Here is a 12,839-nt window from a genome sequence, read left to right as displayed (position 1 = left end):
GTGTGAGTGTCGCAGCGAACCGCCAGCATTGGTGCATCGTCGGAGCGGGCTTCATGGGCCTCACGCTTGCTCGCAGGCTTGCCGAAGCGGGACAGGAAGTCACGCTTCTTGAAAGTGCCGACGATGTTGGTGGCTTAGCGAGTGCGTGGAATCTTGGAAGCATTGTTTGGGATCGACACTATCATGTCACATTGCTTTCTGACTCCTTCACGCGGCAGATGCTCACCGAACTTGCGCTTGAAAAGGACATGCGATGGGTAGAAACCAAAACTGGTTTCTACGCCAAGGGAAAGCTCTATTCAATGTCTAATAGTTGGGAGTTCCTTAGGTTTCCTCCTCTCAATTATTGGGAAAAACTGCGTTTAGGCTTCACAATTTTTTTCGCTTCGCGTATTCGCAATTGGCGTAAGCTGGAAAATGTTCTTGTTGCTGATTGGCTCAAATGTTGGTCGGGGCAATCAACATTTCGCAAGATGTGGCTCCCCCTGCTACAAGCGAAATTAGGGAACACTTACAAAAAAGTCTCTGCCGCGTTTATCTGGGCCACGATCTCACGCATGTACCGAGCGCGTCAAACCGGACTTAAAAAAGAAATGTTCGGTTACCTGCCTGGTGGTTACGCTCGAATCCTAGAACATTACGTAAGTTTACTGGCAGAGTTAGGTGTCAAAATTTGTTGCTCCGCAAGAGTCAACCGTATCACTTCGGCGTCTGACGAAGTACAGGTCGAACTAGTCGACGGTACTCAAGCACAGTTCGACAAAGTTGTGCTCACCGCTCCTTCGTCGGTTGTCAGCAAATTGTGCCCGCAGTTATCTTCTGCCGAACATGCATGCCACGAACAAATCGAATACTTAGGAATCGTTTGTGCTTCCGTAGTCTTGCAAAAGTCGTTGGCGAACTACTATGTGACCAACATTGTTGATAGTGGCTTGCCATTTACGGCTGTCATCGAGATGACTGCACTGGTTGACCCAACCGAATTTGGTGGGCAGCATCTTATTTATTTGCCGCGCTACGCGAGTCAAGATGATCCTATTTGGCAGAGATCTGATGAGGATATTCAGGAGCAGTTCCTGGCCGCACTTGAGAAAATGTACGCTCATTTTTCCCCACAAGACGTAAGAGCATTTCGCCTATCTCGGGTTCGTCAGGTCATGGCGTTGCCGACATTGAATTATTCGACACAAGTCCCTCCGATCAAGACTTCGCTAGAGAACGTCTTTGCGGTCAATTCGGCACAGATCGTTAAGGGAACACTTAATGTCAACGAAGTCATCGAGATCGCTGAGAATGCATTTCATGACTTTTTGCAGCCGACACTTGCCCACCAAAATGAACCCGTTGCAGTAGCCACTCATGCCTAAACGATTGGCAAGCGTGTCGCTTGATCTCGACAACAAATGGTCTTATCTGAAGACCCACGGTGATCCAGGCTGGGAGAGTTTTCCCAGCTACTTGGAAGTTGTTGTGCCGCGGGTTTTGAAGTTTCTTCAGGAACGAGATTTAACAATTACGTTCTTTATAGTTGGTCAAGATGCAGATCAGTCAGCTAGCCAGCCTGTCTTAAAAAGCATTGCTGACGCGGGACACGAAATCGGAAATCACTCGTTCCATCATGAGCCGTGGCTGCACCTTTACACATCTGAGGAAATTTCCGCGGAAATCGGCCGAGCGGAAGAAGCGATTTTCGACGCGACGGGTGTTATGCCACGAGGCTTTCGAGGCCCAGGATTTAGCCAGTCTCCCCAGGTTCTCGAGGAACTTGCAAAACGTGGATATCAATACGATTGTTCCACTTTTCCGACATTTCTTGGTCCTTTGGCACGGTTGTATTACTTCTGCACGGCCAAACTTTCGCATGAACAGAAGGAAGAACGTAAACAGCTCTTCGGAAAAATGCGCGACGGTTTTATGCCACTCAAACCGTACATTTGGTCAACTGCTTCGGGGCCGATCGTAGAAATTCCCGTCACGACGATGCCTATATTCAAAGTCCCGATTCATGCCAGCTATATTTTATATCTCGCCAACTATTCGTCTTTCATGGCGATGACGTACTGGCGAATGGCTCTTGGGCTCTGCCGATTGTTCCGGGTCGAGCCATCGCTGTTGCTGCACCCGCTCGATTTCTTGGGTTCTGACGATGATCGTGATCTCTCATTTTTTCCAGTGATGAATCGCACGTCTGCATGGAAAATCGATATTGTGCAAAGAATTGTTGACATGCTGCAGAAAAACTTCCATGCAGTTACCATGAGCAGGCACGCCGAAAAATACCGTGTAGTGGCTCAAGAAAAGTGTCTCCCTGAAATAGAGAACGGTGTCTCTGCATTAACCAAGTGAGCAAGTGCTATTGTGACATCATACTCCAACGCAGTGTGTCCACTTTGTGAAAGTTTAGCGGAAGTGCGCTATGACTGCTTTGCTCTGCCCATTAATGATTGCCAAAGTTGCAACCATCAATTTGCCATCCCAGAGAATATTGATAGTCATATCCTAGAAACATACGATGATGACTATTTTTTTGGCGATGGGGCTGGATACGAAAACTATCTTGATGAGAGTAGACTTTTAATAGCACGCGGTGAGTATTACGGGACAATCCTGGCAAAGCACATCAATGTTGGTTCCGTAGTTGACGTGGGCTCGGCGGCTGGATTCTTACTGAAGGGGATGGCCAATAAAGGATGGGCAGGTCTCGGGGTCGAGCCCAATCAGCGGCTTGTAAAATATGCGCAAGAATCACTGGGCATTCATTCGATCTGTAGCTCGTTTGAGTCTTTCGTTACTGAACGCCAATTTGATGCCGTTTCGATGATTCAGGTGATATCACACGTTGTGAATGCGAAGCAGGCAATTGTAAAAGCGGCTGAACTATTGATTCCTGGTGGGCTGTTGTTGATCGAGACGTGGGATCGCAGTAGCTGGACTGCAAGATTATTGGGCCGTCGTTGGCATGAATATAGTCCACCGAGTGTTCTGCACTGGTTTACTCGCGCACGCCTGACTCAATTGATTAGTGAACACGGATTTACAATCGTGGAATCAGGAAGGCCGCAACGTTGGATTCAAGTCGGACATGCAAAATCGCTACTACGGCACAAATATGGGACATTGTTATCAACGGCATTGGCTTGGCTTCCTAGTAATTTACAAATTCCATACTTTGGCGATGATCTCATTTATGTGATCGCAAGGAGGAACATAAAATAGTTCTACTTTTTATTTGAATGAATCATACGGATCGCTGGAACAACAATATAGAATTGTTAATGAAAAGGATAGAAAACTTAATTTCAGTTCTTTCATGCTATTCAACTAATTGGCTCCTGATAAATGGAATTAATCGGGAATTCCCAGAAAAGTGGACTGAAAGTTCAACTCATTTCCCTTTGCATCATTTAGCAATGCCTTCGCCATGAAGTATTCGGCCGCGGCATCGATCGCCAAAAGTTCAGCGTCAAAAGCGGCAATTTCCCGCAGGTTTGCAGTCAGTAAATCAGAATCGGCACGGCCCAACCACATTCCTTCAGCATCGGCCATCTCTTGTGCCAGTTTTGATCCGCGTTTAGCTTGGTCAAGCGCGGCCAGATTAGCCAGTGATGCCGTACGGTAGTTTTGCAAGTGGCAAGTTCGGTTTTAACAATCCACCTCGAGGTAAAGAATTTCCTGCACAGCGTCCTAAAGCGTATCCTGGCCATAGGCCACTAATTTCTGGCATATCAACAAGGGCGTTCGTTGGGTAGTTGATTATTCTGTACTCATATTGAGATGTTCTTGTATAAACCCTTTTACTAGATGTTTGCATTTACGATCTTTAAAGGCTTCGCCGCCGTGAGCACCGCCTTTCACCACGTGAAATACTGACGAAACATGCACTCCTTCAAGAGCTTCGTGGAGTGCAGCACTCTGGTTGAGGGGCACAAGTGGGTCGGCGTCGCCGTGGAGAATGAGAAAAGGTGGATCGTTGGCAGACACATAAGTGATCGGGTTCGCTTGGATAGCAAGCTTACGATTATTCGTAAGGGAACCACCGAGTAACTGAGTCACTGCCGACACCTTGTTTCTATATCCTGGAGTATCTGCTGCCAGCAGCAGGTCGGTTGGGCCGTATTGATCGATGACTGCACAAACGTCGCTTGACTGGTCTAGATGTTCACCAACGTCAAAAACTTGAGAGTCTCCCGTGGTGCCTAAGAGTGCTGCCAAATGGCCTCCAGCCGAACCACCCATCACCATTATACGATTTGTATCAATGCCGTATTTCTGAGAATGTGCCTTAAGCCAGCGTATGGCAGCTTTGCAGTCTTCAATCTGAGCTGGAAAAGGAGCATGTTGGCTGAAGCGATAGTTGATTGCCACGCCGATATAGCCTTGCTTGACGTAATTAGCTGCAGATTGCTGCCCACTTTTATCACCATGCCGCCAGGCTCCGCCATGGATACGAACCACCACTGGTCGTTTTGAGTTGTCGGGTTTCTCGGGCAAATAGAGATCGAGTTTTTGCCTTTCATGCCCATTAGTCACATAGGGAACATCAAGAAATGCGCGCACGCCTGGTGGCAAGGGAGGGCGTGCAACTTCTTGCGAGTTGGCTTCCGTTGATAAGAAAGTTGTCAACAGTGCGAATAGTAAGCTCAGTTCTTTGATTGCCATTTGGGACCAACCAAACTTCGTTCGATGGGAGGGAGAGGAATTGGCTTGGCGTTAATCGTTGCTATACCTTCCACTGGATCAATACCGAGACTCTTGCCGACAAAGTGATTGTCTTGCCAGGTGATGCCAGACAAATCACAGCGTGCCTCTACGAGCTGGCGTTTCGGCGAACTGATGTTGTTTCCTCGCACCGTGCAGTCGATGGGCGCAAGCGTCGCTTTTTTATCATCGCCGAGTCCGATAAGTACCGAGTTTTTGCAATCGACGAGGGAGTTATTTTCTATCAGTGCCCGTTTGACTTGCGCATAGCGATGAGCGGGAGAATTTGGAATTCCCATCATCATCGATAGGGCCGATCGACCATCGTCGCCGGTGAGATTTTCCATATAATTCCCGCGTACGACATGGTCTTCACCGATAATGCGAACGCCACCCGTTCCACGGGCCCTATTGCCAAGAAAGACATTGCTTTCAACAAGACAGCCGTTTCCATGACGCAGTGTAAGTGCGCCGCTCACTTCTAAAAAAGTATTGCTGCGGTAAATGTTGCCGCATGATTTGTTGGAAATACACTCGGCCTCACCGTTGCATTTTTCAAAAAGATTGTTTTCAACAACACACTTGGCCTCAAGCATAGACGTCTTGCTATCGCCGACACGGATGGTTTCGCCACCATTTTGGCCGAGATTCTCGCGATGCCCGAAATAGTTGTGATCGATCTGGTGCTTTCCATGACTGCCGTCACTCAGCCAGACAACGCACGTCGTGCCCTTATTCGATTTCCCTGCGAAGCTGCAGTGATCTACGCGATTCTCGGAACCATATAAGCCTAGCCAACGGCTTTCGCTTGCAGAATTGTCGGACTGCGTCGACAACATGGCACTATTCGTCAGCCGGCAATGATGGGCGAGCTCATCCGAGTCGACGCGAAATTGCACGACGTCGCTAACGGTTTGATCTGGCTCGCTGAATACGAGTCCGTCGACAACAAGGTATTCACCTCCGATCCGGAAAATGCTTTTGCCCGTGACGATGACCTTTCCCGGGGTGGCCGCCCTGACGGTAATCGGTGCTTCGTCCGTTCCTTGGCCGCTTATAACGATTTTCTGATCACGGTACTCCCCATCAGCCAGCACAACAACATCACCAGGTTGTGCAGCTTCCAGGGCAGCAGACAAGGCATCGGCATTTCCTGCGGCTATCTCTCTTGCTTGGATTGAATCTAGCAGAGCGAAGAATGCCACTGTGCTAAGTATGACAACTTTGAACCTAAAGGCAGAAATTCGCACGCTCAAATTCCTTACTCGGTGACTGGCTTGTGTGTTTTCAGCCACTCTTCGCCCTCTTTGGTGAGAAAGAAATCCATCCACATGTAGTACATTTTTGTACTGGGCTCGGCTTTGACGCCATGCAGCGATCCCAAAGGAATGTGCAGCAAGGAATATTGCTTGAAACGCGCATGAGTTTCGTCCGCAGTGACAACGACATCATTTTCTGCCAATCCCAAAAACATTTGGTCGAGCATCGGATGACGGTGGGCACCGACTTCATCTGGACCGGTCGTTTGAACAGTTCCCATAGCAACACGCGGTATGTATTGATTGGGCAAAACCGTGCGGCTGATTGTCTTGGGACTTTTAATTGCTTCGTGGTAGGGCTCGCACGCCTCGAACGTGGTGAAATAAATGTCGCGATCCGCACGCGCAGTGAGATTCTTGATGTCGGCGAAATCTTCCTCCGACAGATCTTTCAGAATGCGCACATAGTGCAGTACTTCACCCGAGGGAACATCGATCTTTACTTGACCTTTCGAAATTGGCAAAGCAATTGTTTCAGTCTTAATCTGGTACTCGTTACCAAGAAAACTAAGGGTTCCATGGCCTTCGATAAAAAGAAGAATCGTTGCTTGATCATCAGCAGTCTGTTCAGAATGGCTGATAGGTCCCGCGAGGGCCACGTGATCGGAGGTAACCTCGGGGATCTCCTTTTCCAGAAGAGCTTCTTCACGGAATTCACCCGCTTTGGGCGCACGCATATCAAATTCTTGCTGGCGGATTTCCGTGCTACGCAGCGTTGTCTGTGACAAGAGGACAGCTATTACTAAGCAATAAGACGGTATTCGTCGCAAAAAGTAACTAATCACGATGATCACCTTCCTACACGTGTTAGTGGAGTTGCCATCAATGCAGCGACGAATATTAAGAATGTACTAGGCTCGGGAATAGTCTGTGCACCCAGACTCAAAGGGACGGAGTTCCCAAATTGGCGTTGCCAGATCAAGAAATCACGGCCGTCGGTATCGCCGTCCCCGTCCGCGTCACCTAAGGAGCTCGCTCTGTAGGCTTCCTGCCACACGGACAGGTCAAGCGAATTGACCGTGCCGTTATGATCGAAATCGGCTGCGTAGAGAACGACTAAATCGACGCTGGTTGCTCCATAATCAAGATGCCAAGCAAGACCCGCTTCAATTTCTGGAAGTTCAACATCATCGAACGTGTCCACTATGTCCGCAGCGGAAATCAATTCAAATGCATCCCCCACATCAGGTATATAGTCTATGTCTAAGGAAATCTGTAGTGTGCCCGCAAGGCTTGCTGTACCGCCGACGGAAAGGCTGGCAGACAAGACTTCATCGAGTTCAATGGCTAGAGTGCCCCCCGCCGACTGATTGAAGTTTTCGGCGATGTCGAGTGTTGCCGTAGACGCGAGCTGCAAGTTACCTGAGCCTGTGCCACCAAGCGTGAGTTGGCCAATCGATGGCGCAGAAGAGTCGAGGGTGACTGTACCGCCTTGATCGAGGAACACGGCCGTTGAAGAACTATCGTTCCGGGGAGTAGCAACTGTGGCGGCATACAGGGCCCAGTCTAATGCCGTATCGTCGTTGATCTGCACATTGATGCTTCCTGCTTGGAGATTCTCGAGACTACCACCCAGATCAAGCACTCCTACAAACTTTTCCGTACCGGCGAGTTCTGTATCCCAACCCAGTGCCGTAAAGTCGAAGCGATTCTCGGGGTTCATATTGAATAACCGGATAAAATCACTGCTGGCCGCGTCTCCCGAGCGTTTCATCGCGAGGGCCAATGAACCATGAATAACCTGTTCGCCTGGGTCTAAGGTGTGCTGTATTGTGAAAGCCACATTCTCGTTACCGGAAGTGTCATCGAGCTTCGTGATTGGCAGCGCCGAGGAACCGGCAATTGCTGATTGCCAACTGGGGTCGATGGGAACATTGTCAACGCTCGAGGCACCATCGTATGTGAAATCGTCGATGTCGCCGACCAAATAGTCGCGCACCGATACCGAGTACGAATCCATGGGCGCAACTTGCTGTTGCCAAAATGCGGGGTCTGACCAGTTACCCGTCGCTCCTTGATCGCGAAATTCTTGAATGACACGCGCATCGTTCAATTGGGCTTCGTAAAGACTGGTCGTTCCTCCAACGGTGACTGGCGTTGCACTGGGACCAGACTGATCGTAGTAGCCAGGCGGTTGTGGCCCGAATTGGGTGTCTTCGACAATTGTGCCTTGAGAACCAATCAACCAGTTTTGAGACGTCGGCGGATTTTGCACGCGGAAACTGTCGGCCGTGGAATTCCAAATCACCATGTTGGAACCGGTCCAACCGTGAGAGGTGCCTAAGCTGCCGCGATTGCGGACATTGATGGCATCCCCCTCGACAGTGATATTGTCGAACAGGGTACCCGAGGCCCAGCGTTGATGGGGACCACTATCGTTGTTCGCATTTGTCGCTGTCGAAGAATGAAAGACGTTCGGTCCCGAGGGACGCGTGCTGTTATTGACAAAGTCATGGCGACCTTCGTCGGCGTGGCTGTTTGTCACAAACCCGAGATCGCCACTTAAATCAAACGTGTAGCGTCTCTCGCCCGTGATCAAACTGACGGGTTCACTGCTGGTCACATTGTCGACTGTGACCCATTTCGAGCCGGGATTGGCCACCACCGCGGAGTCGCCAAAATGCTGAACTTCGACGTCGCGGACCCAGACATTTTGTGCGCGATTGGAATTTTGACTGTCGCCGATCGAGATAAATTCCCAAGCATGATCTTCATCCGTGGCTGAGTCGTAGTCGCTATCGCCCCGCAAGTTTTCGATTCCCACATTTTGAATGGCCCCCGCCCAGCTATACTCGCGGATCGTTCCGCCGCCAAATTCCAACTCAAACGAATTGGCCAGGGGTTCATCCAAAAAGATGCGGTTGCCTTCAATACGAGTAATAACGCGGTCATATCGCAAGTTTATTGAACCAGCAGTCCAGGGGGGATCGCCATCCGGCGGACTATCCATGCCGATGGCTTCGATCCATTCAGTCGTGCTCGGGCGCTCCACGCGAACGCTGTCGCCGACGGCAAAACCGGACGTTGAATTGACGCGGAAGCTTGTTGCGCCGGCGGGCACCACCTTATCGATCATATTTCGCGTCGAACCAACGTCGGAGCGACTGCCGTTGCCGTAGACTTGAATCAATGGACGTTGATTAGGATCGGTGCCTCCCGTGAGCGGATTCCGCCCGTGCAGCACTGTTCCTCCCACGCCCGACCCACTGCCACGCAAGACCACGCCACTTGCGCGTATCTCCAATTGATCGGCGATATCATACGTGCCGGGTTGCAGCAGCACAGACCCGCGAAAGCCATCGGGTCCCAGTGGTAACGACGAAACCTGATTGATTGCCGCTTGAATATGGGCCGTGTCATCGCCTCCGGTAGGGCCAATTGTTACGGCGTTCGTGACCGACGTTGGAATGAGTTGGCTGCCCTGCCCTCGATAGCCAACCCCCGAAAAGTCCAGAATTCGATCACCCTGGGCATCGGGAACATAGATCAGGCGCCCAGTCGTTCCCGTTTTGACCCAAGCACTCTCAGCGGCGTGGCAAATTGCTCCACTCAAGCTCAGCCATGCAAGTGCCTGGCCGGTGAGCCGAAGCCAGGTTTTGAGAGTGGATCCAGCCATAAGCAAGCGAAAAACCGGATGAGTGACACACGTCTCCCGAAACGAGTGACGCACGGATTGAGGAAAAGTCAGACAAGATTCTTGTTCACTTTGATTCCAAGAACACTTCATAATGTGCCGGAAATGAAGTCGTGGCAACCAGAATGAATGGATCGTGATACCACTTTTTCGACACGCAGCATCTGATGGGCTTTCAATTTAACCACAAAGACTTTTTTCAAATATCTGGAACACCGTGCGGATTTTTTGGATTCCTTGTCAGCTGTCCCCTGCTTAAAATGACGACCACTATTCCGAAAATTTGAACTCGCGTCTTTTCTTTTGAGTTCATGTGCAAGTAGGCGAAACATGCTGCACGTTGCGCTATTGGTGGAAACTTCTCGCGAGTATGCGCGAGGCTTGTTACGAGGCATCGCTCGCTATCATCAAGAACATGGTCCGTGGTCCATCTTCTTTGAACCCCACGGGCAGAATGATCCTCCGCCCTTTTGGCTGAAAACTTGGCGGGGTGATGGAATTTTGGCACGCGTCGACGACAAACGGATGGCCAATGCGATCCTACAAACGGGGATACCTACGGTCGATTTGCGGGGCGCGTTTCAAGACCTCGGATTGCCATTTATTGGTGTCGACAATCGGCCTGTTTCGCAATTGGCATTCAATCATCTCCAGGATTGCGGTTTGCGAAACTTCGCTTTCTGCGGCACGCCGCGTGGTGAGAATCCGAATCAGGATCGCCGCTGCGATTACTTTGTCGAGGCCGTTCGCTCGGCTGGTTATGAATGCGAAATCTATTTAGGTGAATCGCGTAAGGGACGTGCCGTCGATTGGGACAAGCAGCAGCGACAAATCGTGAAATGGCTCAAACAGCTACCTCGTCCGGTTGGAATTATGACATGTCACGATGGCCGCGGGCACGAAGTCCTCGATGCTTGCCGGCGAGCCGATTTGCATGTTCCGGATGACGTGGCGGTAATTGGGGTCGATAATGATCCTCATTTATGCAATCTCTGCACGCCGCCGCTGACGAGCATCGACGTCAATCCCGGCCGGATTGGCTTTGAAGCGGCGCGGGTGCTCCATGAATATATGACGGGCAAAAAAGCTAGTTCCGAGCCTGTTTTGCTGGGCCCGCCACGTGGCGTGGCTGCTCGACAATCGACCGACGTGCTTGCCGTTGCAGATGATGAAGTGACTTCGGCGATACGATTTATCCGGGAAAAAGCCGTCGAAGGCATCCGAGTCAAAGATGTGCTCGATCTCGCGACTCGGTCACCGACGACTCTCGAAAGACGAATCAAGCGCATTTTGGGCCGAACTATTAAGGCGGAAATCACCCGCGTGCGGTTGGCCCGAGCCAAATTGCTGCTGTGCGAAACCGATTTACCTGTGTGGAAAGTCTCGTCGCGCACCGGTTTTAGCGAGTCCAAATACTTTTGCGACGTGTTCCGAGCGAACGAAAAGATGACCCCCTCGGACTATCGAAACAAGTTTCGTGACCAAATGTAACTTACTGTCTAAATTTCAAATATATCAGGGAATCGAGTGTACATCCGGCAACCTCGATTCTCTGAGAAAGTCGAAAAATCGGAGTGTGTGTCTGAGTAATCGGATTGTTCCCCAATTCAATTAGGGGCATCCTACAACTTAGTCAGGTCTCTTCTGTAGCTTTTCTGTTAGTTCCTTCTCGGCGAGTTTGAGGCAAAACTCCCGTTGAGCTTGTCCGTACTCTTTTGCATCCGCAGTGATATTTCTTTGGAAAGGTACATGTCATGGCAGCGGCCCAGGTCAAATCAATTCTTTCTTTGGTGGGGATAGTTGTCCTTAATTCCTGCTTTGTTCCCTCCACCTACGCCGTCGTGAAATTTTTCGATGGCTTTGGTGACGCTGATCGCAATAACGATGGTGTCGTTAACTTTTATGACACCGACATCAATCTCAGTGGCAGTTGGAACGATGCGACTTTGGATGCCGGACTGTCAAGTCGTGGAATCGTGGAAGTCACAGCCGCCACGGACCCCAGCGACACCGGCCTCATCTGGCTGGGGACTCGCAGTTTCGATACCGCCGCAAATCTTACCAAGGCCAATCTCAAGATCATCAATGACGACGTTGCCACTGGCGTTGAAACGGAGTCCGATATTCACAATTCTGGATTGGCATTGAGCGTCGAGCCGCGAGGTGGCGGTGGCTCGTTTATCGGCCGTTTTCCCTCATCCGTTGATTTGGGGCCCGTGGCTGGGGACAAAGTTGTCGTCTCGTTTGACTTTCGTTACTGGCGGGAATCGACGAATCGCATCGAATTTCCTGCTGCTTTTGACACGCTCCGTTGGGGTATTTACGAAGATACTGATAACGAATTAGGCATGACCGCACCCTATGGTAGTGGGACTGTGAGTGCTCCCCCTGGTGCCACCGTTGAGTGGGGCAAGGATGATGGCAATTGGTTTTCGAGTCAGCCAGGGGCAGAAGGCGACAAGGGGATCTATACCCAACTCGAAATGGGTGTCGATGCATTTGCAAGCAATGCCCGTATCAATTGGGAATATAACGTCGCAGGTATCAACGGGACCACTAATAACGGTCGAATTCTGGAAGGGACCGGTGTTTCCAGTGCGCCGGGCACGGGTGGCGACGTTGGCACAGTGGCGACGCCCACCACGGACGGCACTGGTGGAATTATCCACAGTTCAGATCTGTCCCCTAGCACGCTTTCACTGGAAATCATCCGGTTAGAGGATGGTTTGATCCAGGTCGCTACACTCGTCAATGAAGTCGAATTCTTACGCGATGAGATCAAGACGACTGACACCGGTTTCGACGTGCTTGGTCCCCCTGCGTTCTCTTATGACTACATTGCCTTCCGGAATACGGCTGATTTCGATTTTGTGATCGACAATGTGATGGTCGAGATCTTCGGCAGTAATGCTGAAGAAAACACGGCCGACTTCGACGGTGACGGCGACGTCGACGGTCGCGATTTTTTGGCCTGGCAGCGGGGCAGTTCGCCAAACCCATTTAGTCCTGGCGATTTGGCATTATGGCAGGCGGCTTACAACGGTGGCGCTCTCAGCGCAGTCTCGGCTGTGCCCGAGCCAAGTGCGCTATGTCTCGCTCTGTTAGGACTTTCGTTGTTCGTCAAAAGAGGCGCAGGGGCTCGTAACTAAGAGGATACATCCAACCGCAATCTTTTCTTTGGGAGGTGA

General features: G+C 50.6%; 10 protein-coding genes. 5 read left to right on the top strand and 5 right to left on the bottom strand.

Annotated features, from left to right (window positions below; translation table 11 throughout):
- Positions 1-2: 2 nt before the first annotated feature.
- Genes SH678x_RS12500 through SH678x_RS12490 form a run of 3 tightly spaced genes read left to right on the top strand, consistent with a single transcriptional unit; the run spans position 3 to position 3,216 of the window.
- The gene (locus SH678x_RS12500; protein WP_496918784.1) at positions 3-1,367 is read left to right on the top strand and encodes an NAD(P)/FAD-dependent oxidoreductase; all 1,365 of its coding nucleotides are present in this window, start codon (positions 3-5) and stop codon (positions 1,365-1,367) included.
- A 13-nt stretch (positions 1,368-1,380) separates the two neighbouring features.
- A complete protein-coding gene (locus tag SH678x_RS12495; protein WP_496918783.1) occupies positions 1,381-2,346 on the top strand; it encodes a polysaccharide deacetylase family protein in 966 nt (321 codons plus the stop codon).
- A 12-nt stretch (positions 2,347-2,358) separates the two neighbouring features.
- Positions 2,359-3,216, top strand: a complete 858-nt coding sequence (locus tag SH678x_RS12490; protein ID WP_496918782.1) for a class I SAM-dependent methyltransferase — start codon at positions 2,359-2,361, stop codon at positions 3,214-3,216.
- 129 nt (positions 3,217-3,345) lie between these two features.
- On the opposite strand, the gene SH678x_RS12485 is transcribed toward SH678x_RS12490, so the two are convergent.
- From SH678x_RS12485 to SH678x_RS12465, 5 genes are all read right to left on the bottom strand, one after another.
- A complete protein-coding gene (locus tag SH678x_RS12485) occupies positions 3,346-3,546 on the bottom strand; it encodes a hypothetical protein (RefSeq protein WP_496918781.1) in 201 nt (66 codons plus the stop codon).
- Between the two features lie 207 nt (positions 3,547-3,753).
- Complete coding sequence (locus tag SH678x_RS12480) at positions 3,754-4,659, bottom strand: alpha/beta hydrolase fold domain-containing protein (protein ID WP_496918780.1); 906 nt, start codon at positions 4,657-4,659, stop codon at positions 3,754-3,756.
- Positions 4,641-6,029 carry a polysaccharide lyase 6 family protein gene (locus SH678x_RS12475; RefSeq protein ID WP_496918779.1) on the bottom strand — a complete coding sequence of 463 codons (1,389 nt, stop codon included), beginning with the start codon at positions 6,027-6,029 and terminating at the stop codon, positions 4,641-4,643. The genes SH678x_RS12480 and SH678x_RS12475 overlap by 19 nt, the downstream gene beginning before the upstream one ends.
- On the bottom strand, positions 5,960-6,811 hold the full coding sequence (locus SH678x_RS12470; protein ID WP_496918778.1) for a cupin domain-containing protein: 852 nt from the start codon (positions 6,809-6,811) through the stop codon (positions 5,960-5,962). Before SH678x_RS12470 ends, SH678x_RS12475 begins: the two co-directional genes overlap by 70 nt.
- On the bottom strand, positions 6,808-9,633 hold the full coding sequence (locus tag SH678x_RS12465; RefSeq protein WP_496918777.1) for a hypothetical protein: 2,826 nt from the start codon (positions 9,631-9,633) through the stop codon (positions 6,808-6,810). The genes SH678x_RS12470 and SH678x_RS12465 overlap by 4 nt, the downstream gene beginning before the upstream one ends.
- A 348-nt stretch (positions 9,634-9,981) precedes the next feature.
- Between SH678x_RS12465 and SH678x_RS12460 the strand changes: the two genes are divergently transcribed.
- Both SH678x_RS12460 and SH678x_RS12455 read left to right on the top strand, forming a co-directional pair.
- The gene (locus SH678x_RS12460; protein WP_496918776.1) at positions 9,982-11,142 is read left to right on the top strand and encodes a XylR family transcriptional regulator; all 1,161 of its coding nucleotides are present in this window, start codon (positions 9,982-9,984) and stop codon (positions 11,140-11,142) included.
- A 263-nt stretch (positions 11,143-11,405) separates the two neighbouring features.
- The gene (locus SH678x_RS12455) at positions 11,406-12,800 is read left to right on the top strand and encodes a hypothetical protein (RefSeq protein ID WP_496918775.1); all 1,395 of its coding nucleotides are present in this window, start codon (positions 11,406-11,408) and stop codon (positions 12,798-12,800) included.
- Positions 12,801-12,839: the final 39 nt, after the last annotated feature.

The sequence above is a fragment of the Bythopirellula superficialaquae genome (assembly GCF_059632245.1).
This window is presented reverse-complemented; position numbering and strand designations above follow the sequence as displayed.

What these genes read in the sequence shown, in the direction of transcription:
- SH678x_RS12485 (WP_496918781.1), bottom strand. Translation starts at nt 3,546, where the DNA reads ATGGCCGATGCTGAAGGAATGTGGTTGGGCCGTGCCGATTCTGATTTA.
- SH678x_RS12480 (WP_496918780.1), bottom strand. Translation starts at nt 4,659, where the DNA reads ATGGCAATCAAAGAACTGAGCTTACTATTCGCACTGTTGACAACTTTC.
- SH678x_RS12465 (WP_496918777.1), bottom strand. Translation starts at nt 9,633, where the DNA reads ATGGCTGGATCCACTCTCAAAACCTGGCTTCGGCTCACCGGCCAGGCA.
- SH678x_RS12460 (WP_496918776.1), top strand. Translation starts at nt 9,982, where the DNA reads ATGCTGCACGTTGCGCTATTGGTGGAAACTTCTCGCGAGTATGCGCGA.
- SH678x_RS12455 (WP_496918775.1), top strand. Translation starts at nt 11,406, where the DNA reads ATGGCAGCGGCCCAGGTCAAATCAATTCTTTCTTTGGTGGGGATAGTT.